Consider the following 25070-nt stretch of genomic DNA (forward strand, 5'->3'; position numbering starts at 1 on the left):
TTAGTTGATTTTAACAATAGAAAATTGCGGCTGCAAAGATACAATCCTAAATAGGGGGTTGTCAAGTAAATAGGTAATTATAATTCTTTGACCTTTATTTTAAGGGATTTTATATCATCCCAAAAATCGGGATAGGATTTGGAGACTACCTCGGCGTCATTGATGATAATACCGGTTCGTAAGGCCAAAGGTGCAAAGGCCATCGCCATGCGGTGGTCGTTGTACGTATCTATGACCACATCTTCACGAATATTATTTGTTGGAAACAGCTCCAAGGATTTGTCGGTAACGGAAATATTCGCCCCCAATTTTTTAAGCTCAACGTCCAAGGCCTCCAACCGATCCGTTTCCTTTATTTTAAGGGTATGCAAACCGATCAAATAGCAACCGATTCCCAATCCAAAACAGGTCACGGCAATGGTCTGGGCAATATCAGGTGCATTCGCAAGGTCTATTTTTAAGACCTCCGGATAGGAAGACGATACTTTTTTTAGTTTGATGCTATTTTTATCAAAAGATGTCTCTACTCCCAGATCTTTATAAATTTCTGCCAGTACGCTATCGCCCTGCAAACTATTTTTTTTATAGGCAGAAAGGGAGATTTCGGAACCCACGTCCGATAAGGCCACTAGACTATAAAAATAGGATGCGGAACTCCAATCGGACTCCACCGTTAGCGTTGTGGGGTTTACGGCTTTCTTTGGGAATATTTTTATACTGTTTCCCTTAAAAGAACTTTTTATCCCGAGTTCCTCCAAAAGTCCCAATGTCATTTTTATGTACGGGACCGATGTTATTTTACCCACCAATTCCAGTTCCAATCCATTCCTTAAGCTTGGAGCTATGAGCAATAATGACGATATATATTGACTACTGATATTTGCCGGAAGGCTCACCTTCTCTTTTTCCAAGCGCGTTCCCGCTATTTTCAACGGAGGATATCCCGCTTCTTGTACATAGGAAATATCCGCTCCCAAATGCATCAATGCATCGACCAATATTTTTATAGGTCTTTCCGTCATTCGTTTGGAGCCCGTCAAAATCACTTCCTTTCCCGGTTGGCTCGCAAAGTAACTGGTCAAAAAACGCATAGCCGTTCCTGCATGATGGATGTCCACGGTTCCTTTATTCATTTGTAAACCTTTTTCCATAACCCGGGCATCATCGGAATTGGAAAGATTGGTTATGGTAACATTCGGATATAATGCGGCCAATAGTAATGAGCGATTGGATTCACTCTTGGATCCCGTAATCTTTATATTGGCCTGTAGCAAGTTTTTAGATGGGCCGAATAGGTGAAGCTTCAAGATGTTCTTGTTTTAATGAAGTTCCAAAACTATAAAAAACGCCTCTAAAGTCCCTGTAAGGAGGCATTTTATTTTCTTTATTTTAGTTTTTCATTGTTCTGGTGGCGATCATGGTCCCGTTTTGTCTTTAAATCCAGTTTTTTGTCAAAAGCTCGTTGTAGATCTATCCCCGTTTGGTTGGCCAAACAAAGCACCACGAACAGGACATCTGCCAATTCCTCCCCTAGATCTTTGTGTTTATCGGATTCTTTTTCACTCTGTTCCCCGTATCTTCTTGCGATAATACGGGCCACCTCCCCTACTTCTTCCGTGAGTTGGGCCATATTGGTCAACTCATTAAAATAACGGACTCCGTGTTGTTTAATCCAATTATCTACGGCCTGTTGTGCATTTTGAATATCCATTGTACTATATTTTGGATAAAACTACTTTTTCCGCTTCTTTTTCAACTATCTTTTTATATAATTCTTTGATTCCGTCGTAATCTCCTGCAGGTATAATTGCCTGGTTCATTTTTACGTCCGCAACAATTTGAAGTTTATTATCCTTATGGAGAATCTTATACAGAAAACTTCCCATTTGGCCGGGTAGGACAAGATTTATACTTTGGGGCACGGAAGTAACTTGATAACCTTCTGGAATTAGGATATTCACCGTGTATTTCTCCTGCCATGGGAACACAAAATCAATTGGATAATCCCGCTTTTCCAATTTAAAGGGATTTTCGTCTTCTGCATGGAAAAACAAGGGTGAGAAATAAATTTTATCACCAATTACATCCGATTGGCTCTCAACGAAAAAGCTATAGGTTTCCACAATAGGTTTTCCCAGTTCTGTCTTTCCCTTTATTTCATAATCGGAAATTTCCATACCGTTGTTGTCATTCTCTTTTCTCTCCAAATAATCATCCTCATTAATGCCATTGTTCCTATTTCTAAAAAGATATGCATTATAAAAAGTGCTCGTTTCCCTCTTTCTTCCTTCTATATCCCCGTTTTCTTTTAAATTCACGTTCATCATTGTAAGCTTTTTAGATGCCTTATCGGGTACAATGGGCACAACATTCGACGAACCATCTTCTTTTATTATCCTCCCGGACCAATTTATGGCCTTAACGGGTAATAGATTCGGCTCCGTGTATTTATTACAGGCATCCAGCAAAATGTTTTGCCCCTCTAGCTCAACAGCGGCCAAAACATAATTAAAGCCTTCCCTAGTAGGAAATAAGGGTACTCCATTATCCCGTGTGCTCACCAATACGGGATTGGATCTTAATCCTGCTTTTTTGAGCATTGCAACTAACATTAAGTTTATATCAGCAGCACTTCCAGATTTTTTCTTATAGGCATCTACCACCCCTTCATCGGCATACTTTCCTATATAACCGTTCCAATTCATCCTCCTTTGTACAAAGGAAAATATAGCCGTTATTTTTTCAAGAGCGCTGGCTTTTCCTTGCAATATTGCCGGGAGATCATCTTTAAAATATCTTGCGATTTCCAATTGTCTTCCAAAATTGTCATTGTCATATATGGCCTTAACCACTTTCTCCCAATTCGTAGCGTAGCTTTTTGGGGCACTATTTGGAAATTTCACATATTCTATTTCATAATTTATACTGGACCTATAATTGTCCATATTATTAACAAAAGGTTCTTCCTTTAATGCGGGGACATCTTCCATGGCATAAGTAGTTTTATTTATCTTATAATCTACTGCGCTCGTACTGAATCTAGTGCCCGTAACTTGCCCATTCGTTGTTCTTTCCTTATTGGTAAATGTAATCTTTGATGTGGTCATTGAGTATTTGGGATCCAACGGTAAATATCCTTTCATATTGGGCTTAAATGAATAATATTCCGGTATGGCTATGAATACTTGCTGTTTTCTAATGGGGATATCATATTGTAGCACAATCTCATCGATAGAATAGGAATAAGGCGATGATATTTTATATTGATACTCTATAACGCTGCCCTCCTTTACATTGGGCATGGTAAATTTTTCTTCGTCATAATATTTGGACAGTTCTTTTGAAAAAGTATCGGAACTTTTTAATTTGGTCTTTACTACTTCTCCATTTTCCAAGCTATAGGTATAGGCTTTTAATCCTGAAAAGGTTTCTTTATCATTACCGCCCGTATATAACCTTTCGGATACCGTAGCATAATCAAAACCATCTTTATTATATATTTTTATGCGTTCATGAACTTCGGTCACTACCTGAAAACCAGAATTTTGAATATACCTGTAAAATATATCTATTTTTCTGTAGGACACTACCGCAGGGGCAGCAGAATCTTTGGCGTATATTTTTTCTTCTAGCTCGGCTTTGGAAACTTTTCCAAATTTCACGTCTTGGGCCATGACCGAGGCCATTAAAAATAAAAAGACTACAATGGCAATTTGTTTGATCATTATGCGTATCGGTTTAGGTTATTATTTGGCGGTTTTTAGTAGTACGACCTTTGCGTTGTCGGTACTTGAAATTTCTTTTCTGAAATTTCTATATGCATTATACTTCTCTTTTGGATAGTTACCTTCCTTTATGAGCAAGCTTCTATTATATTTGATCGTTCTTTCAGTTTCCTTATACTCGTATTTTACATGATAACTTCCAAATTCATTTTCCAAAATCTTATCGGAAGGAAGCGACTCCAGTTCATAATCCAAAGGAAGATGTATTTCGTATTCGTCTTCATCTAAATATCCGCGTTGTATTTCCAGTGGTAGTTTTCTGTTTCGATATCGATCCGGAACATAGCTATTCTTGTTAAACGCATTAACAACAAATAAAATCCGTTCTCCGCTTTTAGTAGCATAGTTTGTAGCATCGATCGAAACTGTTTCCGTAAACACTACATGCTCCTTGTCATTATTAAATTCGTGATTATTTATAATCAGGTTATTTATATTGTCCCAATACTCTTTATAGTGCTTTATGATGTCTTCTTTAGCGTCACTTTCCAAACTAAAACGATTATCATATTGTATACCTTTTGTATTCACGGCAATATTGGCAGCAATAGCACCATTACCATCAATTGTATATTTTGCAATCGTTTTTTGATGATTTTCCTCGTTTAAATAGGAAACGGTCTTTACAATTTCACCTCCTTCGGGGGTAACTACCAATGCCAAACGATCATCCGTAAAATCCCCGACAAATCCAAAGGGATGAATTTGTGATGTGCAATCTATCCAGTAATATTGTCCTTCATAAGGAATGGCCAATATGGCATGGTTTCCTTGCAAGGCCGAAAATTCTGGATCAAAGTCAACTTTTCTTCTGCCTGCCTGTATTACGGTATAATAGGATTGAACGCCTACTGCTTTTAAAAGGGCATGTGTATAATTTGAAAGTCCCTTACAATCCCCGTATTTTACACGGTCTACATCAACGGCACTAATAGGTTTCCAACCTCCAATACCTATTTGAACACTTATGTATCTGGTATTGTCCTGCATGTACTTATAAATGATTTTTGCTTTTTCCAAATCATCGGCAACTCCTTGGACCAAGCTTTTAGCTTTATTGATAGTCGCTTCGGACAGGACCGCCCTATTCTTCAAAAGTGCGTTATTCATCCAAAGACCCATCTCTTTCCAATTATGGACCTCGGCCTTTTCTCCCTTAAGGTTAAACTTTTTCATTCTCAAGGATAATCTGGGTGCTATATCACGAAATGAAGGCCCTAGACTTTCAGATTTAATTGCAGCTATGTTAGCAGCTTCGTAAACGATCCTTCCCGGTTCATCTATTTTATTTATGGCCATATCATCCAAATTAAATTCCTTTGTTTCCGGTTTTAAATCCGGTGAGGCATATAAAATTTCATAATGGCTTTTTTCAACACTCACCATATAATTGGAGATAAAATACCAAGGAGGGAAAAAACCTGTATCCGAAGTTTCAATGGTATAAGAGACCGACACGGTATATGGATAACTCACTGGTGTATATTTATTATATAAGAGCCTATTGTCCGTATATAATGAAAAACCGTCCGCCGCACTTAAATCCTGAAAATCCCTCTTTTTTATATGGTCGAGTTCATTTCCCAACTTATCATAGATATGTACATTTATATTTTTGATATTCGTTTCCTTATCATAACCAACCCTGGTGCGACTAAACCTGTCCCCTTTTTTATTGAGTATCGTTACAATTTGATTTACGGTATACGTCATTCTATCTATGGCCAGCACATTAATTTTCATCTCGTCCAGACGCACAACGGCATTTGCATTGTCCGTTAATGACTTGTCCAGTAATAGCGCTTGGTATTGAACGTGCTGTCCGTTGGAAAAAAAATGGAGCAATAGGGTACAGAAAAAGAAAAATATGCGCATGCGGTTTGGTATGAAGAAAATACTACAACGACAAAATACCCAATTTTCTTACATAAGCCTATAGATTACTTCAGAAAAGTAATCATTCCCTATTTTTTGTATCGATAATGATCGTCACCGGGCCATCATTTAGAAGGTCTACTTTCATATCGGCACCGAATATTCCCGTCCCGATCTTTTTCCCTATTTCCTGTTCCAAAGCCTTTACAAAAAATTCATACAACGGAATGGCAACATCGGGTTTGGCCGCCTTAATATAAGAAGGCCTATTACCCTTTTTAGTGGCCGCGTGCAACGTAAACTGACTTACTACAAGGCAGTTCCCCCTACATCTATAACCGATTTGTTCATAACGACATCCCTATCATTAAAAATCCTGAGGTTGGCAATTTTTTTGGCCAGCCAATCAATATCCTCCCGTCCATCCGTATCTGTTATCCCGATAAGGATAAGTAGACCTTCTCCTATTTCGGCATTTACTTTACCTTCTATGGTAACGCTTGCCCTGGAAACCCTTTGTACAACCGCCCTCATTATTTTTTTCCGTAATTATCAAATCTGTATGTTTCCTCTTCTCCGGTGATCATTTGCATATAACTCCTATATCGGCTCCAGGAAACCGTACCTTCTTCCAAGGCGGCCTTTACCGCACATTTGGGTTCGTCCACATGAATGCAATTATTGAACTTACAATCTTGTTTTAATTGAAAAAGTTCGGGAAAATAATCCCCGATCTCATCGGGTTCCATATCTACAATACCAAATCCTTTGATTCCCGGTGTATCTATAATACGGGCATCAAAACCTAAATCGAACATCTCGGCAAAAGTGGTCGTATGCTGGCCTTGCAAGTGTTGTTGGGAAATTTCCGCTGTCTTGATGGTCAGACCAGGTTCCAACTCATTGATCAATGTGGATTTACCTACTCCGGAATGCCCTGAAAACATAGCTGTTTTTCCTATCATCAAAGCTTTGACCTTATCCACGTTTTTCCCTGTCTTGGCAGATATGCCTATACAGGTATAGCCAATATCACGATATAATGCCGCCAAATATTTCACTTCGCTCAATTCTTCCTCCGTATAAGAATCTATCTTATTGAACAATAAGACCACAGGAATATCATAGGCTTCCGCAGTAACCAAAAATCGATCGATAAACAGGGTATGGGTCACCGGATTGTTCAAGGTAATCAATAAAAACACCCGATCCAGATTTGCAGCTATGATATGTGTTTGCTTGGAAAGGTTTACCGATTTACGGATAATGTAGTTCTTACGGTCGATTATTGTATTTATAACGCCCAAAGCCCCATCTCCCATAACTTCTGGTTCAAAATGAACTTGGTCTCCAACAGCGACGGGGTTGGTATTTTTGATTCCTTTGATCCGAAATTTCCCCTTTATTCGACACTCATAAAACCGCCCTTCCTCACTTTTGACCGTGTACCAACTTCCCGTTGATTTATATACTGTTCCTATCATTAAATTACAAGTGCATCCCTAGATTACAAAATAACAACATTTTAACTGAATGCCAGATGGTTATTTATAACTATCAAGCTGAACATTTATCATAAATCGGAATGTGATATTCGGGTTAATTTATCTCGGGATAATTCGGTCAAAATAAAAATAGCGATTAACTTCACTGTTAATAATCTTAAATAGGACATTTATGAAACAAATCATTTGTTTGACCCTTTTGGTTATGGGTACTTTTATCGAAGCCCATGCACAAGAGTATAAAGTTATTACCAGTGTAGAATCTATTGTGCCCAGTGGACTGGGGCGTTCCCGAATTATTGATGCACAGGAGGAAAAGGATTTTGCCGAATTCACTTCCGAACAGACCGCAGAGGACAATACCCGAAATAAATCTAACCGAAAGGCTATTCGGGTCAAGAATTTTGAGGAAACCAAATTGTTGAATTTCTATAATGTAGCTGGAATCCGTTTTCAGAACATCGCCGCCAATGATGCTTTGATCTCTTCTAAACTAAGCGCTATGGCTTCCGAGGGATGGGAACTCGTATTCGTAACCAGTGCGGTAGAGGCCGATGCCGGCGACCAAGACGGACAAGGTATTTTTGTAACCCGTTATATCTTTAAAAAATAACGATACTTAAAATAAAAACCCCGGCTAAGCCGGGGTTTTACATGCCTAAGGGTTTATTATTTTCTCCTGATGATTAATGGATTCCTGGTGAATGGCCTTGAACATTCGCAATACAAATTCCTCACTAAGTCCTTTGCTTTCCCCCTCCAAAATCATAGCTCCCAAAATTTGATTCCATCTATTGGATTGTAAAACAGCAACGTTTTTCTGTTTTTTCAATTCCCCGATACTATCGGAAATCTTCATTCGTTTACCAAGGGTTTCGATCAATTGGTTATCTATAACATCGATTTGAGCCCTTAGATTGCTCAATTTTGTATTGTATTCGGCTTCCGCATCGGTTTCCTTACGAATTTTCAAATCCTTCATGATCTGCACCAACTTTTCCGGGGTAACTTGCTGTGCGGCATCACTCCAGGCGTTATCGGGATCATGATGTGTTTCGATCATCAATCCATCAAAGTTCAAGTCCAAAGCGGTCTGCGATACATCAAAAATCATCTCACGCTTTCCCGTTATGTGCGAAGGGTCATTGATCAATGGCAAATCCGGGAACCTGTTCTGGAATTCAATGGCCATTTGCCATTCGGGTATATTTCTATATTTGGTCTTTTCATAGGTAGAAAATCCTCTGTGGATAGCTCCCAGTTTTTTAATGCCAGCCGTATGCAAACGCTCTATACCGCCCAACCACAAAGCTAAATCCGGATTTACCGGATTTTTCACCAGTACGATCTTATCCGTACCTTCCAAAGCATCGGCCAATTCCTGCATGATGAACGGGCTTACCGTAGAACGTGCACCCACCCATAATAAATCAACATCATATTCCAAAGCCAGTTCTACATGCGCCCTATTGGCAACTTCCGTTGCGGTCTTTAATCCCGTCTCGGCTTTTACCTTTTGCAACCATTTTAACCCCAAGGCACCTACTCCTTCAAAATTACCCGGGCGCGTTCTTGGTTTCCAGATACCGGCACGGTAATAATTAACGTCGGTATCTTTCAATTCATGGGCAATATGCAAAACCTGTTCTTCCGTTTCCGCACTACATGGCCCTGCTATTACTAGTGGATGATCTAAACCCATATCATCCAACCATGTTCTCATTTCTTTTGAATTTTCCATTTTATTGCTATTGTTCGTCTTTTTAAAATTATTTTATTTATTCCTGTATTCTCAAAAACACCCTTAAAGCCTGCTTTAACTTCTCGGGTAGATAATTAGCGATTGTTTTTATTTAACGGTATTCCTTTTAATATTGATTTTATTTTATTGGTATTGTTCATTTCATTATATATACCTTCAAAATCGTCTTTGAGCAAAAGCGCTTTAAACTCGGACAGGTTTTGTATATATTCTTCCAATGTTTCTATAACATTCTCCTTATTCTGCTCAAAAATTGGTGTCCACATGGACGGTGAACTTTTGGCAAGACGTACCGTACTCTCAAATCCACTCCCTGCCATGTCAAAAATATCACGTTCATTCTTCTCCTTCTCGATAACGGTCTTTCCTAACATAAAAGAGCTGATGTGTGACAAATGTGAGACATAAGCTATGTGTTTGTCATGGGCTTTTGGATTCATATAACGTATGCGCATCCCCAATAACTGAAAAATGGACAATGCTTTTTCCTGAAGTTTGAAAGCCGTTTTCTCCACTTCGCAAATAATATTGGTCTTTCCATCATACAATCCATCAATAGCCGCGGAAGGGCCCGAAAATTCCGTCCCCGCTATGGGGTGACAGGCCAAGAAATTCCTTCTTTTGGGATGATCGTCCAACTCGGCACATATCAATTCCTTAGTTGAGCCAGCATCACAGACAACACATTCATCAGATATGGCATTCAAAATTTTTGGCAATTCCCTTACCATGACATCTACAGGGATGCTCACCATGACAAAATCGGCCAAATGCAGCTCTTCGTAATTTGATTTTTTATCGATCAGACCCAATGCAAGTGCTTCTTCCAAATGTGAAGCATTGACATCGATCCCATAAACGATCGTTTCGGGCATATTCGTCTTAACGTCTTTTACAAAAGAGCCTCCTATTAAACCGATACCTATTACAAATACATTCATAAGTTTTAAAACCTATTTATTGCTTCCTTGATTTTTTCTTCGGTCACACAAAGTGAAAATCTAATATACCCTTCTCCATTACTTCCAAAAATAGTTCCCGGTGTAATGAAAATATCCTTTTCATATAAAATTTCATCTATAAATTGCTCTGCCGATGCTATCCCTTCCGGAAGTTTCGCCCAAAGGAACATTCCCACAGCATCTTTATCATAGGTACAATTAAGCTTATCGGCCAGTTGACAAAGCAATTCCTTTCGTTTTCTATATATTTTATTTAAGCCTTCATACCAAGCATCTGAGCTGGCCAATGCGGTAATGGCCCCTTTTTGGATACCATAGAACATTCCGGAATCCATATTGCTCTTCACTTTTAAAACGGCATTCATATGTTCTTGGTTCCCCAATACAAACCCTACCCGCCAACCGGCCATATTAAAGGTCTTGCTCAGGGAATTCAATTCCAGACACACATCCATGGCCCCGGCAATATTTAAAATGCTCCGGGGATCATTGTTCAAAACAAAACTATAGGGATTATCATTTACCAAAAGAATATGATTCCTTTTGGCAAAGGTGACCAATTTTTTAAATTGTTCCACAGATGCCCTAGCTCCCGTGGGCATATGGGGATAGCTCAGCCACATGAGCTTTACCTTGCCCAGGTCTTCCTTTTCCAAAGCATCGATATCGGGAAACCACCCATTGGCCTCGGTCAGGTCATAATATTTTTCCCGGGCCCCTACCAATTTGGTCACGGAAGTATAAGTAGGATATCCCGGATTGGGAATAAGCACTTCATCCCCTTCGTTCAAAAAAGCCAGACTTATGTGCATGATTCCCTCTTTGGAGCCCATTAATGGCAGTATTTCCGTCATAGCATCTATGGTTACCCTAAACTTATCTCGGTAAAAGGATGCGATCTCCGACCTGAGCTCAGGAAGCCCCTGGTAACTTTGATATTGATGTGCCCCATTCTCCAAAACGGCATTTTGAATACTGGCAATTACAGCATCCGAAGGTGCCAAATCCGGGCTACCGATTCCCATATTTATTATGGGCTTACCCTGTGCCATGAGGGCTTTCACCTCTCTTAGTTTTTTAGAGAAATAATATTCCTGTACCGTTTGGAGCCTATCCGCTGTCCGTATCATAACATGGCATTTTTATATTCCCCCAATACCTTAAAATCTTCCGACATAATATTTAAAAGTGATTTTGCCTTGTTAAAGGCATCGTATTTACCAAAGGTCACGTCTACAAAAAAAGCATACTTCCAAGGGGTTTCTATAACCGGAAGTGATTGAATTTTCGTCAGGTTCAAATTACAATCGCTCATAACATTGAGCACAGTGGCCAAACTCCCTCGTTTATGATCGGTTATAAAACGTAAGGACGCTTTATTGATCTCTTCCTTGGGAAGCTCCTTATTTTTTGTTTTTACAACAATAAACCGGGTAGCGTTATTCTTTATGGTCTGGATGTTTTCCGCTACAATGTCCAACCCGTATAATTCCGCTGCAACACTGGGTGCTATGGCCGCCACATGTCTTAGGCCTTGTTCCTGAATACGCTTTGCGGTCTCCGCGGTATCCACATCCTCGACCAATTTTATTTGTGGATAATCCCTAAAAAATTCCTTGCATTGTAAGAGTGCCATAGGGTGCGAGCATACTTCCTTTATATCCTCCAATTTCTGCCCTTTTAAAATCATTAGGTTATGGTGAATATTCAAGTAATGTTCTCCTATAATGTGTAGGTTATTATGATATACCAAAGCGTAATTGGGAATAATAGAGCCTGCAATGGAATTTTCAATGGCCATAATGCCCTTATCCGCTTTGTTTGTCAAAAGCCTATCCACTAATGTGTCAAAGGAAAGACACTCCACCAGTTCAATATCAGCACCAAAATAATCTTGTGCGACCTGATGATGGTTAGAACCTTTTATTCCCTGTATGGCAATTTTTAAACTCACTTATCCTATTATTTTTTATACTTCTTTGATCCTTCAATACTGGTTAAGGGTTTTAAATTTTGAACAAAAAAAAGTTCCGACGGCTATCGGAACTTATTTCTATATCATTTATTCAAATTATACTAGAACAGTCCCGTACCTCTTTTAAAAAAGAAGTAAAAATAAAAACCGTTCCAAAAATATTGCTTTGTCATTGTGTATTTAACTGGGGCTAATGTAGTAATTAAATTTAAAAATCATGATAAAAGCGTGTGTTTTTTCAATTTTCTGAAAATCAGGAAAGTTTGATGCGAATTTTTTAATTAAAAGCAATTTGTTTTATAGAATCCTAAAGCAGTTTTTCCTTTACAATGTGTACCCGTGCATAAAAAGCAGGATTCCCTGCTAATCCGATTTTCTCTTACACCTATTTTTTGCCGCTGTCCTTGATCGGTATTCTATAAAAATCCTCAGCACATCATCCAATTCTTTCTGCACTTTTGGATCCGTACAATTCACCAAAACAGTAAACACCATTTGTTCTTCGGGATATACAAAAAAGTTGGAATAACCGCCCACACCATTACCAATATGGCCATAGTAAGACCGACCACTTTTGTCCTTGCTTACTTGCCATCCCAGACCGTAATATGTTGGTTTCCCGTTTATGGTTTTCGAGGTCAGGAATCGTGAAATAATTTCCCCGTTCAAAATTTTGCCCTCCAAATAGGCCCGTCCTAATTTGGCAATATCACCAACTGTGGAGAGATAGCCCCCGCCTGCCAGTTTGTAATAATTATTTACAGGAACGGCTTCCCTAAAACCAAATCGGTTTTTGGAATAACACAAGCTACGCTCTGCCATCAGATTTGGTCGTATTCCTAGCAAATTTGAAGAACCCTTGGGGTTTTCGGGAGCAAAAGTAGCTGTCATCCCTAAAGGGACCAATACTTTTTCCCGCACATATTTTTCAAAAGGAATGCCACTCACCTCCTGCATTGCCAAAGAAATCAAGACCCAACCGTAACTGTTATACAGGTAGTCCGTTCCCGGCTCAAAAAGCAGGTCGTCATCCTTGAAAATTTCGATACTTTCTTTTATGGAATAAGGTTTGTTCAATCCATATTCCATGCCCCGGTAACCACGGATACCTGCGGTATGCCCTGCCAATTGGCGAATGGTAAAATCCCATTGCTTTTTAGGGTAATAGGGTACATAATCATAAAAAGAAGCATCCAAATTTATAATGCCTTCTTCCACCATATGGGCCAAAGCGGTTGCGGCAATGGGTTTGGAGATACTGGCAATACGAAAAATGGTTTTTTGTGGATGAATCCGGGTCTTGTTCTCCAAATCGGCATAGCCATATCCCCTTTGAAAAATGGGTCGCCCTTCTTTTAATACGGCAATCGCAAGCCCCGGAACCTTCTGCTTATCTACCAAAGCCTGCAACAACATATCCGCCTCGACCAAACCGCCCAACACTACATCATCTCCTATAATACGTTGGGAGACGAATAAGTTTTTAAGGTATGTAAGAATAGGGTTCGCCAAAACAATTTTAATTTAACAATGGTACCTTCCATGGCTCTAATGGCATTGCTCCAGGAGCATAGCATTTCACTTACCTTATCAAATGGAAGCGTTTTATCTAAAAATCAACCTCCCGTTAAAGAGCTCTTCCACTTCAACCGTCATAGGGCGGTTAAAGCTGATTACATCTCCTGTACCACGTATACTCCCCCTTATAGATTGCCGTGGATCGATAAATATATCATTGGTGCCCCGATGATTTAAATTCACGTTTTGTGTTACAAGATTTTCAGCTTCGATCCGGGAATCTCCCGCCGCAATATTTAAATTCAGGTTTTCCACGGTCCCCCTCAGTTTAAAATAAGCAATACCGTTTGCTACAACGGTAACACGGGCAGCATTGACCTCCAGATCAAACTCACCATCGGTAGTCTCGGTTTCAGGGTTTACGAAGCTCTCGGAAAGCAAGGTCATATTCGGATAGTTCAAAAGGCCATCACTACGTATCAAAAGGCCGGTACTACTTCGTATTTCTGTAATATTGGGAGCGGTTACATAAATTGTGGTAATCCCATATTCCCGGAACAGATTACAGCCGTTCCAGTTCCTCAAAATCAATCTATCACCTTCAACTTTGGCACTTACTTCATCCAATAAAAATTCCCCCGTTTCTATTTCCACCTTTTGTTCAAGTCCCTCCTTAAGTACCAAAGCGACTTTCTCAAAAACGGTAATTTTCGTAAAAGTTGGCAGGGAAACTTCTTTGCGGATAAGGTTCCCGGCATTTTGAAAGCAGTCCGGAGCGTTTTCGGAATTACAGGACACCAATAAAACCAATAGCATAAAAAGAGTGGTTTTCCCTATATAGAAAACCATCCCTAATTTTTCAATTACACCCTGGATGTTATGGTATCGTTCTTTCACCATCGTATTTCCAATTTCCGGTCTCAAAGTGTTCATAATCTAATTCCTACTCCAAATTCAACAGCTTCTGCGGCGGCACCGTGGGACTTTAAGGTTATTGCACCAAATACCTTATCCCCAAAATATCGTTTTAGACCGATACGGTTATATACTTTACCTTCAAAATCGAACGGATAATACACATAATACCCCAATTGTGTGACCACGCTCATTTTATTAATGAACAGTTCATGTCCTAAAAATAGGCCAATGCGCTTGTAATCATCATCTATATTCACATTCATCTCTGGAAAGGATATGGACTGAAAGCGAATCAGTTCCTTTAAAAAGTTGGAAAAAAATACATCGGCCCCCAATTGGACAGCACTTTTCCTGCCCAAACGTTTATCGGCATAGGCAGAAAGTATAAAAAACCCATATTGCCCGGAACCGATTACATCACTTTCATTCAATCCACCCCGCAAAACCATGTTATATCTTATGGGTTCCGTAATTTTCACCTTCTCGGATTTGGGCAGATATTCAAATGTTTCGCCTCCATCCAAATCATAAATAAGTCCGGCATTTAAAGCCAGGGTATTGGTGGAGGTATTGGGCGCCCTAAAATTGGCATTGGAATAATGTATGAGCGAAATCCCCGCCTTAAAGCCCAATCCCTTGAAAATATTCTCTTTGTGGTAATTGAGCATCAAATAGGTAGAACTCATAAAATCCGACCCATAGGCATTGTTCCTAAAATTGGTCTCTTTATCATAAGGATTAGTGGTGTATGCAATTCCCTGTCCTATCCTAAACTGTATATTTCGTTTTAAAAAGTAGAAATTGTAATGCGCATAGAGTCCAAAATTTTTCCCCAGGGTTTCATTGTTCATATCCTGATAAACAAACGAAGCCCCATAATCCGGATAGTTATAGTGCTGTTCCCATTCCTCCAAGCCATAGGTTTTTCTGTTGAAACTTAAAATGGCCCCACCGGGATGGTCCGTGATCAAATGCGAAATATCGGGGTTATGCAATAATACAGACCCGTAAAAGGGACTGGCATCTATCGTATATTTTTTTTTCTCCTTCCGGTTTTGGGAAAAGCAAAAAACAACCGGAAAAAGCAGGTAAAAAAGAATCCTAAGGTTCATGGGAGGCAAAGGTAAGTACTTCTGGTTTTAAGTTTCCATTGTTTCTTGTCCAAAATCGACTTCCATAAACTGAAATTATGAACAAGAAACCTTTTCCCTTAAAAAACCTCCTTGGCTATCGCCTTTATATTATCGGATTTTCCCATGGAGTAATAATGTAGAACAGGTACTCCCGCCTCCTTTAATTCTTTGGACTGCTGAATGGCCCATTCAACCCCTACCTGACGGATTTCCCTATTTGTTTTACAACCGTCCACGGCATCTATCAAATCCTGGGGCAAATCTATACGGAACACCTGTGGTAACAGTTGTAAATGGCGCTTTACGGCAATGGGTTTTATACCGGGAATAATGGGTACTTCTATCCCAATTGCCCTTGCGGCAGCCACAAATTCAAAGTATTTTTTATTGTCAAAGAACATTTGTGTTACCACATAATCCGCCCCGGCATCAACTTTTTCCTTTAAACGTTTTAAATCTGTTTTTAAAGATGGTGCCTCCAAATGCTTTTCAGGATAGCCGGCCACACCAATACAGAAATCGGCACAGTTATCGGATTCTATGGTCTCGTGCAAATATTTTCCACAGTTCAGGTCGTGTATCTGCCCTACCAGGTCTACGGCATAGGGATGCCCTCCCTCGGTCGGTTCAAAATACTGTTGTTCCCGCATGGCATCGCCCCGCAAGGCCATTACATTATCTATGCCTAAATAATGGCAATCCACCAAAACATATTCGGTCTCTTCCTTTGTAAACCCACCACAAAGCACATGTGGTACGGTATCTACGTTGTACTTATGTTTTATAGAGGCACAAATACCCACCGTTCCAGGTCGCATTCGGGTCAATTTTTTATCCAAAAGCCCATTACGGTCAATGTACACATATTCCTCTCGGGACGTCGTCACATCAATAAACGGAGGGTTAAACTCCATCAACGGGTCAATATTGTTGTACAATTCTTGAATATTGCGTCCTTTTACAGGAGGTATGATCTCAAAGGAAAATAAGGTCTTCCCGTTGGATTTTTTTATATGCTCTGTTATTTTCATGGCCTCTATCCCCACCCTCCCCAAAAGAGAGGAAGTTTTTATCAGGGTATATTATCTGTTCGTATTCAATTTTATTTTTTCTCTATACGGGCGTTTCCCCACTTTTAGTGCGGTCGGGCTTTCGGTAGTCGCTTTTTTCGATCGCTTCCGCTTCGCTCGGCGAGCGAAAAAGAGCTCCAACAATACCTCTATCCCTAACGTATGCCTCAAAATTATCCGTTTTCAAAACCGGACAGTTCTTGTCCAGATCAATCATCCGCAATGTTCGGGGCAAGCCATTTCATAGCTTCCTCCAGTGGCATTCCCTTTCGTTCTGCAAAATCCGCTACTTGATCCTCCTTTATTTTTCCCAATCCAAAATACCTGGCCTGCGAATTTCCAAAATAATATCCACTTACCGATGCCGCTGGCCACATGGCCAGACCTTCCGTTAATTTTACGCCTATCCTCTCCGCTACCCCAAGTATTTCCCAGATCGTTAACTTCTCCAAATGGTCCGGGCATGCCGGATACCCCGGAGCCGGTCTAATACCTTCATAGGATTCTTTTATCAATTCCGTATTCGTCAGGTTTTCTTTTTCCGCATATCCCCAATGTCCAGTCCGCACCTCTTTATGCAAATACTCGGCAAAGGCTTCCGCCAATCGGTCCGCTAACGCCTTTATCATAATGGAACTATAGTCATCCAGATCTTTTTCATATTGTGCGGCCAGTTCTGCGGTACCAAATCCGGTGCTTACGCAAAAGCAGCCCATATAATCCTGGATCCCGGTCTCTTTTGGTGCTATAAAGTCGGCCAGGGCGTAGTCCGGCACCCCTTCCCTTCGCTGCAATTGTTGGCGCAGGGTCCTGAAAAATCCCTTCTGCCCGTCTTGGCCCGACAACTCCCCTACCTGAGAAGAATATAAAACCTCTATATCATCATCATTAACACTATTTGCAGGAAACAATCCAAAAACGGCCTTTGCCCCTAATTGTTTTTCGCTAATTATTCTACCCATCATTTCCTGGGCATCTTCAAAAAGTTCCTTGGCCTGTGTTCCCACCACATCATCCGTTAGTATATCCGGATACTTTCCATGCAAATCCCAGCTTCTAAAAAAGGGCGACCAATCAATAAAAGGTAAAAGTTTTTCCAATGCCAGGTCCTCAATGACCTGCACTCCCAATTCCCGGGGCTTTACGATCTCCGCTTGCTGCCAATCTATCCGGAATTTATTTTTGCGGGCGGCGGCCAACGTTTTATAATCCTTCTTTTTAGTACGCTTTAAAAATTTATCCCTAAAAATTTCATAGTCCTGTTTAATCCCGTTTTGGTATCCTTCCGATGTTTCCTTCTGCAACAGATCGCCCACTACGGTTACCGCACGCGACGCATCGTTCACATGTACCACGGCATTGCTGTATTGCGGGTCTATTTTTACCGCCGTATGGGCCTTACTGGTTGTAGCACCACCTATTAAAAGTGGTATGTTAAAGTTCTTGCGCTCCATTTCCTTGGCCAAATGTACCATTTCATCCAAAGAAGGGGTAATCAGCCCACTAAGGCCAATAACATCCACTTTTTCTTCTATAGCGGCCTGGATAATCTTTTCGGGCGGTACCATTACGCCCAAATCTACAATCTCATAATTGTTACAGGCCAGTACCACACTTACGATGTTCTTTCCAATATCGTGAACATCGCCCTTTACGGTCGCCATAAGGATTTTTCCCGCTCCCTCCGTTGTGCCACCTTTAGAGGCCTCAATATAGGGTAACAGATATGCTACCGCCTTTTTCATGACCCGGGCGGATTTTACCACCTGCGGCAAGAACATTTTTCCACTACCGAACAAATCGCCCACCACGTTCATACCGATCATTAAATGCCCTTCTATGACCTCAATGGGTTGGTCCGAGGCTTGTCTTGCCTCCTCGATATCTTCGGTAATATATTGGTCTATTCCTTTTACGAGGGCCCTCGTTATCCTATCCTGTAAAGGTTCTTCCCGCCAGGACAGATCTACTTTGCTTTCTTTGGTCTTCCCTACTACCGATTCGGCAAACTCCAACAGGCGTTCCGTGGCATCATCCCTTCTATTAAGGATAACATCTTCCACATATTCCAATAAATCTTTGGGAATATCGTCATAAACTTCCAACATCGTGGGGTTTACAATACCCATATTCATCCCTGCTTTTATGGCGTGGTACAAGAACACGGAATGCATGGCCTCCCTCACGGGATTATTCCCCCTAAACGAAAAGGAAACATTGCTGACCCCTCCACTAACACTGCAATGCGGTAAGTTTTCACGTACCCATTTGGTCGCTTCAATAAAATCTATGGCATTGCGCTTATGCTCATCCATTCCCGTGGCCACGGGAAAGATATTCAAATCAAAAATGATATCCTCCGGTGGAAAACCAACATGATCGACCAAAATATCATAGGAGCGTTTGGCGATTTCAATACGCCGATCGTAATTATCCGCCTGGCCAACTTCATCAAAGGCCATTACAATAACTGCGGCCCCGTATCTCTTTATAAGTTTGGCCTGATGGACAAACTGCTTCTCACCTTCTTTTAAACTGATCGAATTGACCACACATTTTCCCTGAACCACTTGTAGGCCCGCCTCTATAATATCCCATTTGGAACTGTCTATCATTATGGGAACCCGGGCAATATCTGGCTCGGCAATGACCAGGTTCAGGAATTTGACCATGGCTTCCTTACCATCGATCAGACCATCGTCCATATTAATATCTATAATCTGGGCACCCCCCTCTACTTGATGGCGTGCCACGTCCAAGGCTTCCTCGAACTTCTCCTCTTTGATCAAACGAAGAAATTTTTTGGAACCCGCTACATTGGTACGCTCGCCTACATTTATGAAATTATTTTCAGCAGTGACGATCAACGGTTCCAAACCGCTTAATTTTAGATATTTTGGTTTGTTATCACTCACTTTCAACCGCTATTTTTCTGGGACTAAACCCTTTTACCACTTCTACGATCGCACTTATATGTTCCGGTGTCGTACCACAACAGCCCCCAACAATATTGACCAACCCTTTTTCTACATACTCTTTCATTTGGGCGGCCATCTGCTCCGGGGTTTCATCATATTCCCCAAAGGCATTGGGAAGGCCCGCATTTGGGTGGGCAGAAATGGCATGCTCCGTTCTATTGGAAATAACCTCCAAATGTGGTACGAGTTGGCTTGCCCCCAAGGCACAATTAAATCCGACGGATAAAATGGGAATATGGGATATGGATATTAAGAATGCCTCCGCGGTCTGCCCGGACAGGGTACGGCCCGAGGCATCCGTAATGGTACCGCTCACCATAATGGGCACTTCTATGTTCCGCTCTTCTTTAACCTCTTCTATAGCAAACAATGCCGCTTTGGCGTTCAAAGTATCAAAAATGGTCTCAACCAGTAAAATATCGGACCCACCATCCAACAGGGCTTCTATTTGTTGTTTATAGGCAATCCGCAATTCATCAAAGGACACGGCCCGGAATCCCGGATCGTTCACATCTGGGGACATACTGGCCGTTTTATTGGTGGGACCTATGCTACCTGCCACAAAACGTGGCTTGTCCGGTTCCTTGATCGAAAACTCATTTGCCACTTCTTTGGCAATTCGTGCCGATTCATAGTTAAGCTCGTACACCAATTCTTCCATATGATAATCCGCCATGGCAATGGTGGTACCTGAAAAGGTATTGGTTTCCACAATATCCGCCCCGGCGGCAAAATATTTACGGTGTACTTCTGCAATGGCCTCGGGTTGGGTCAATGACAACAGATCGTTATTCCCTTGCAGGGGATGTTCCCAGTCCTTGAACCGCTCCCCCCTAAAATCCTCTTCCGTAAATTTATAGCGCTGCAACATGGTACCCATGGCACCGTCCAATACGAGGATTCTCTCTTGCAATATCTTTTTTATGTCTTTCATCCTATTTCTTAAAAACACATACCCATGATTTCTTCTTAATGGGTTTTATTAAACCTGATCGGTTCATGGCCATACACCGCTAAACTAAAAATACAAAGCCCGACCGCAATAGTATGCGGTAATGCCAAAAAATTATCAAGTAAGGAAAAAAGGTAAGACGAACCGTCCTTTTTTGGTTATCTAATCCCTTTTACATCCTAAAATTAATCAGGACAGGGGTAGAATGTAGCACCTTCTTAGGTCCCGATAGGCATCGAGATGAACCAAGGGTTGCTAAGGCTTCAAAGGGTCTATTCCCTCCACCTTTCTTGATAACAAATTCAGATTTTTAATGAACTGGGTACAAAGTAAAGCTACAACTTTATCAAAAACAAGGAAAGTTTGTAATTTTTAAGGACCGTACAGGTTTTGAAAACCTGTACGGTCCAAACCAAAATGTTATGCAATACTCTGTACTACTTCTTTTTTTGCTTCTTTTTTAGAGCCGTCAAACCCTTCTACACCACCTACGGTAGTATATTTCATTACATACCGCTTACCTGGATTAATGATTTGATAGGCATACTGGCACATCACCGCCGCCTCGTGAAAACCGGACAAAATGAGCTTTAATTTTCCCTCATATGTATTAACGTCCCCAATGGCAAAAACTCCTGGAATATTGGTCTGGTAGTCCTTGGCATTGTTAACCTTAATGGCATTCCGTTCTATTTCCAAGCCCCAATCACCAATAGGCCCTAATTTTGGGGAAAGGCCGAAAAGGGGAATGAAATTATCCACTTCCACATAGGTTTCTCCTTTTTCAGAATCGTTGTGCTTAATTACAACGGCTTCTAAATGTTCATCGCCATACAATTTTTTCACCTCGGCTTCGGTGTACAGTTTTATTTTGCCCAATTTGGCCAATTCCGATGCTTTTTCTACGGAATCCAGGGCACCGCGAAATTCATTTCTACGGTGTACCAAAGAAACTTCCGATGCTACATCCGCTAAGAAAATGGCCCAGTCCAAGGCAGAGTCCCCACCTCCGGCAATCACAACTTTCTTATCACGATATACTTCGGGATCCTTGACCATATAGGCCACGCCCTTATCCTCAAAATCGGTGATATTTTCAATAGGTGGCTTACGTGGTTCAAAAGAACCCAATCCTCCTGCAATAACCACTACAGGGGCACTGTGCTTTGTACCTTTATTGGTCGTTACTACAAAGGAACCATCATCCAACTTATCCAAAGTCTCGGCCCTTTCGCCCAAGGTAAATCCAGGTTCGAACGGCTTTATTTGTTCCATAAGGTTATCGACAAGATCCCCGGCCAAGATTTCCGGGAATGCAGGAATATCATAAATGGGTTTTTTTGGATAGATTTCCGAGCATTGCCCTCCGGGCTGTGCCAAGGCATCGATCAGATGCGTTTTTAACTTTAATAATCCTGCCTCAAAGACCGTAAACAATCCTGTTGGTCCCGCACCTACTATCAATATATCTGTTTTGATCATAGTCTATTTTTTTCTTTGACCTTTTTTATTATTGGTTTTGACCAATACCGTCTTCCATGGGTCAAGGGAAGGCGTTAAAATTTAATTAATCAATAATCTGTTATGCTTGCTCCGACCAATTCTTGTTCTTGAGCAATTTTTATAATGTTTTCCCTGTGTTTTACTACTTCTCCAATTATAATTATAGCGGGATTCGCCAATTGTCTATTTTCTACTTCCTCTTCTATGGTTCCAATAGTGGCAATTCCTATTTTCTCATTTTCCCTTGTTCCATTTTGTATAATGGCAATGGGCGTTTCCGATTTTCCTTCTTTCTTAAAAAGCGATACGATCTGTGCTAATTTTGACATTCCCATTAAAATAACGACCGTTGCGTTCGATTTTGCGGCCAAGGCAATATCTCCCGAAAGTTTATGTTCTTTAGTGGTTCCTGTAATTACCCAAAAACTTTCTGCCGCACCTCTTTTGGTTACGGGAATGTGCTGAGCCGCCGGAACGGACAGGCTGGATGATATTCCGGGAACCATGGCAACGGTTATACCTTGGGCGGCCGCATGTTCCATTTCTTCGGCACCCCTGCCAAAGACAAAGGGATCACCACCTTTTAACCGAACCACGTGTTTACGCATTCTGGCCCTGTTAACGATCAATTCATTGATCTGCTCTTGTTGATAGGCATAACATCCCCTACGTTTGCCCACAAATATTTTTTCTGCATTTGGGGCATATTCCAATAGCACATCGTTTACCAGGGCATCGTACAAAACCACATCTGCAATTTGTAAGGCCTTGATCGCTTTTAGGGTAATGAGTTCCACATCGCCAGGGCCGGCACCAATTACGGTCAATAGCCCGTTAACCCCTAAATTGGAGGGAGTTATTTGGCCCGGGGCAACACTATTTTTATCGGAATATTCCATAATTATGCTTCTGCCAATTCTTTTTCCCTAAACTGTTCTACGGAAGTCAAAAAGTTTTTTGCATCTTCCAAATAACGCTTTGCAAAGGTTTCCGATGGTTCATTTTTATTTAATTGAAGTACCAATTCCCCAAATCCGCCATCGACCTTAATTCTTCCTGTTTCCACGAATTTTTCCTGAAAATCCTTGATGATACTGTTATGCGTATTCACCTTCACCTTTTCCGAGGTCAATAATGCTTTTGCGGAATTCACCATAGAGGAATAGGCATGATAGATACTTGCGGCCCATTTTTCCTCGGCTAAATTCGACGCTGAATTTTCAATTTTTTCTTTGCTTTCAAATAAAAGGGTCGCAATCAAATCGATAACGACTCCCGCACATTCCCCAATACCTATTTCTTTTTTGTATCGCTCTGTATTTCCCCAATCGATAAAGTCTTCTTGGGTCAGGTTCTCTATGTCCGAAAGGTGTTTTAAACGGTCATAGAAGTAATGTTCCCCTTTTTGGGCGTAATACTCCGCATAGGACAGCCCATTTCCATGGGCATCAAAATCGTCCAGGATAATACGAAGTGCTTCTGGGCCTCTTTTACTGGGTACTTTTACCACCTTGTCCGCAAATTTCCCTTCGCCGTTTCCAATATTTCCACCGCCCAACAAGACCTGAAGTGCCGGTGCCACGAGTTTATCCTTGGTCCTAACGGACATTCCCTGAAAACCGATATTGGCCATATTATGTTGCCCACAGGCATTCATACAACCACTTATCTTGATAACCACATCCGGATTGCTGATATACTGTGGGTATTCGGCCTTTATAATCCGCTCCAACTCTACGGCGATTCCTGTACTACTGGCAATCCCCAGATTACAGGTGTCCGTTCCCGGGCAGGCCGTTATATCCAAAGCTTTATTGTATCCCGCTTCTACAAAACCCAATTTTTCCAAGGCCGTATAAAAGAAAGGAACCAATGCCTCTTTTACATAGGGGATCAATATATTTTGACGAAGTGATAGACGGATTTCCCCAGCGGCATATTGCTGTACCAGATCGGCCAGCAACCTGGCTTTGTCCGTATAAAAATCCCCTAGCAATACTTTGATACCGATCGCCACATAGCCTTCTTGTTTTTGAGGCACTATATTGGTCGATTTCCATTTTTCAAAAGCTTCGGTATCGGTAATATTTACCTTGGGCGTTTCAGTCTCCGCAACTTGGATTTTTGGATAACTGTCCGCATCTATAGCAACGGATACGTGCGGAACCGCTTTTTGTTCTTCCTCCAATAACTGTTTAAATCCATCCAGACCAACATCCTTTAACAAAAATTTCATTCGTGCCTTGGCCCTACTTTTACGTTCTCCGTATCTGTCAAAAACACGGATAACGCCATCCATCAACGGAATGATCTTATCCGATGGTAAAAATTCAAAAAGTACGTCGGCATGACGTGGCTGTGAACCTAATCCACCACCTAATAACACTTTAAATCCTTTTACGCCATCCTTAATTTTAGCGATGAATCCTAAATCGTGCATATAGGAGAGGCCCGTATCGGCATCACTGGCCGAAAAAGAAACCTTGAATTTACGGCCCATTTCCTGACTAATGGGGTTTCTAAGGAAATAACGGAACAATGCATCTGCATAGGGAGAAACATCAAAAGGCTCGTCCGTATCGATCCCGGCCGTTTCACTTGCCGTAACGTTCCGTACGGTATTACCGCATGCCTCTCTCAAAGTTACCTCGTCCTTTTCCAATTGGGCCCATAGCTCTGGAGTACGGTCCAGGTCCACATAATGGATCTGGATATCCTGACGGGTAGTAATATGCAAACGCCCTGTAGAATATTCATCCGAAACATCACAGATACGCTTCAATTGTCTGGAAGTTACCTTTCCATAGGGCAATTTAATTCGGATCATCTGAACACCCTGTTGCCGTTGACCGTAAACACCACGTGCCAATCGCAGGCTCCGGAATTTTTCCTCGTCCAATTTCCCTGCATGGAACTCATGGATCTTACGTTCCAATTCCAGGATATCCTTTTCAACTATCGGGTTTTCTATTTCTGTTCTAAAACTTCGCATTTTCTTTTTGTCGCTAATACCTAAACGTTAGATATCAGACTTTTTATATATTAATCCTATAGATTTTATAGGTTTATTAAATTATCCGTTACTTTCCTTTTGGATTCGCATCAATTAAGGGTATTTCTTATCCCCTAAAGAA

General features: G+C 41.0%; 20 protein-coding genes, 1 pseudogene and 1 riboswitch. Of the genes and pseudogenes, 1 reads left to right on the plus strand and 20 read right to left on the minus strand.

All coding sequences use genetic code 11. From position 1 onward, the window contains the following. Positions 1 to 77: 77 nt before the first annotated feature. The 6 genes and pseudogenes from ACKWB9_RS10370 to rsgA form a co-directional block, all read right to left on the minus strand. On the minus strand, positions 78 to 1307 hold the full coding sequence (locus ACKWB9_RS10370) for a 3-phosphoshikimate 1-carboxyvinyltransferase (RefSeq protein WP_414002939.1): 1230 nt from the start codon (positions 1305 to 1307) through the stop codon (positions 78 to 80). 77 nt (positions 1308 to 1384) lie between these two features. Continuing rightward, positions 1385 to 1711: a nucleotide pyrophosphohydrolase gene (locus tag ACKWB9_RS10375; RefSeq protein ID WP_414002940.1), complete on the minus strand. Its 327-nt coding sequence runs from the start codon at positions 1709 to 1711 to the stop codon at positions 1385 to 1387. 4 nt (positions 1712 to 1715) lie between these two features. Then, positions 1716 to 3725, minus strand: a complete 2010-nt coding sequence (locus tag ACKWB9_RS10380) for a DUF3857 domain-containing protein (RefSeq protein ID WP_414002941.1) — start codon at positions 3723 to 3725, stop codon at positions 1716 to 1718. 21 nt (positions 3726 to 3746) lie between these two features. After that, on the minus strand, positions 3747 to 5660 hold the full coding sequence (locus tag ACKWB9_RS10385) for a DUF3857 domain-containing protein (protein WP_414002942.1): 1914 nt from the start codon (positions 5658 to 5660) through the stop codon (positions 3747 to 3749). 82 nt (positions 5661 to 5742) lie between these two features. Continuing rightward, positions 5743 to 6194, minus strand: a pseudogene (dtd, locus tag ACKWB9_RS10390) (D-aminoacyl-tRNA deacylase). After that, entirely contained in the window at positions 6194 to 7144 is a 951-nt protein-coding gene (gene rsgA, locus ACKWB9_RS10395; RefSeq protein WP_414002943.1) for a ribosome small subunit-dependent GTPase A, read from the minus strand. Before rsgA ends, dtd begins: the two are co-directional and overlap by 1 nt. A gap of 193 nt (positions 7145 to 7337) precedes the next feature. On the opposite strand from rsgA, the gene ACKWB9_RS10400 reads away from it, so the two are divergent. After that, complete coding sequence (locus ACKWB9_RS10400; protein WP_414002944.1) at positions 7338 to 7778, plus strand: hypothetical protein; 441 nt, start codon at positions 7338 to 7340, stop codon at positions 7776 to 7778. 45 nt (positions 7779 to 7823) lie between these two features. On the opposite strand, the gene ACKWB9_RS10405 is transcribed toward ACKWB9_RS10400, so the two are convergent. From ACKWB9_RS10405 to ACKWB9_RS10470, 14 genes are all read right to left on the minus strand, one after another. Beyond that, positions 7824 to 8906, minus strand: a complete 1083-nt coding sequence (locus tag ACKWB9_RS10405) for a chorismate mutase (protein WP_414002945.1) — start codon at positions 8904 to 8906, stop codon at positions 7824 to 7826. Between the two features lie 95 nt (positions 8907 to 9001). Beyond that, on the minus strand, positions 9002 to 9868 hold the full coding sequence (locus tag ACKWB9_RS10410) for a prephenate dehydrogenase (RefSeq protein ID WP_414002946.1): 867 nt from the start codon (positions 9866 to 9868) through the stop codon (positions 9002 to 9004). Between the two features lie 5 nt (positions 9869 to 9873). Then, positions 9874 to 11019, minus strand: a complete 1146-nt coding sequence (locus tag ACKWB9_RS10415; protein WP_414002947.1) for a pyridoxal phosphate-dependent aminotransferase — start codon at positions 11017 to 11019, stop codon at positions 9874 to 9876. Next, positions 11016 to 11843: a prephenate dehydratase gene (locus ACKWB9_RS10420; protein WP_414002948.1), complete on the minus strand. Its 828-nt coding sequence runs from the start codon at positions 11841 to 11843 to the stop codon at positions 11016 to 11018. Before ACKWB9_RS10420 ends, ACKWB9_RS10415 begins: the two co-directional genes overlap by 4 nt. Before the next feature lie 384 nt (positions 11844 to 12227). Further along, positions 12228 to 13376: a serine hydrolase domain-containing protein gene (locus tag ACKWB9_RS10425; RefSeq protein WP_414002949.1), complete on the minus strand. Its 1149-nt coding sequence runs from the start codon at positions 13374 to 13376 to the stop codon at positions 12228 to 12230. A 93-nt stretch (positions 13377 to 13469) separates the two neighbouring features. After that, positions 13470 to 14315 carry a head GIN domain-containing protein gene (locus tag ACKWB9_RS10430; protein ID WP_414002950.1) on the minus strand — a complete coding sequence of 282 codons (846 nt, stop codon included), beginning with the start codon at positions 14313 to 14315 and terminating at the stop codon, positions 13470 to 13472. Then, positions 14312 to 15412, minus strand: a complete 1101-nt coding sequence (locus tag ACKWB9_RS10435; RefSeq protein WP_414002951.1) for an acyloxyacyl hydrolase — start codon at positions 15410 to 15412, stop codon at positions 14312 to 14314. Before ACKWB9_RS10435 ends, ACKWB9_RS10430 begins: the two co-directional genes overlap by 4 nt. A gap of 98 nt (positions 15413 to 15510) precedes the next feature. Continuing rightward, positions 15511 to 16464, minus strand: coding sequence for a methylenetetrahydrofolate reductase [NAD(P)H] (metF, locus tag ACKWB9_RS10440; RefSeq protein WP_414003019.1), 954 nt, complete (start codon positions 16462 to 16464; stop codon positions 15511 to 15513). Between the two features lie 82 nt (positions 16465 to 16546). After that, on the minus strand, positions 16547 to 16720 hold the full coding sequence (locus ACKWB9_RS10445) for a hypothetical protein (RefSeq protein WP_414002952.1): 174 nt from the start codon (positions 16718 to 16720) through the stop codon (positions 16547 to 16549). Continuing rightward, on the minus strand, positions 16713 to 19418 hold the full coding sequence (gene metH / locus ACKWB9_RS10450) for a methionine synthase (RefSeq protein ID WP_414002953.1): 2706 nt from the start codon (positions 19416 to 19418) through the stop codon (positions 16713 to 16715). The genes ACKWB9_RS10445 and metH overlap by 8 nt, the downstream gene beginning before the upstream one ends. Further along, the gene (locus ACKWB9_RS10455; protein WP_414002954.1) at positions 19411 to 20415 is read right to left on the minus strand and encodes a homocysteine S-methyltransferase family protein; all 1005 of its coding nucleotides are present in this window, start codon (positions 20413 to 20415) and stop codon (positions 19411 to 19413) included. Before ACKWB9_RS10455 ends, metH begins: the two co-directional genes overlap by 8 nt. 189 nt (positions 20416 to 20604) lie before the next feature. Continuing rightward, a riboswitch (SAM riboswitch) is annotated at positions 20605 to 20733 on the minus strand. 120 nt (positions 20734 to 20853) lie between these two features. After that, the gene (locus tag ACKWB9_RS10460; protein WP_414002955.1) at positions 20854 to 21915 is read right to left on the minus strand and encodes an NAD(P)/FAD-dependent oxidoreductase; all 1062 of its coding nucleotides are present in this window, start codon (positions 21913 to 21915) and stop codon (positions 20854 to 20856) included. 89 nt (positions 21916 to 22004) lie between these two features. Next, positions 22005 to 22835 carry a uroporphyrinogen-III C-methyltransferase gene (gene cobA, locus ACKWB9_RS10465; RefSeq protein WP_414002956.1) on the minus strand — a complete coding sequence of 277 codons (831 nt, stop codon included), beginning with the start codon at positions 22833 to 22835 and terminating at the stop codon, positions 22005 to 22007. 2 nt (positions 22836 to 22837) lie between these two features. Beyond that, complete coding sequence (locus tag ACKWB9_RS10470) at positions 22838 to 24928, minus strand: nitrite reductase (RefSeq protein ID WP_414002957.1); 2091 nt, start codon at positions 24926 to 24928, stop codon at positions 22838 to 22840. Positions 24929 to 25070 lie beyond the last annotated feature (142 nt).

The sequence above is a fragment of the Maribacter spongiae genome (assembly GCF_047345125.1).
Taxonomy (GTDB): Bacteria; Bacteroidota; Bacteroidia; order Flavobacteriales; family Flavobacteriaceae; genus Maribacter.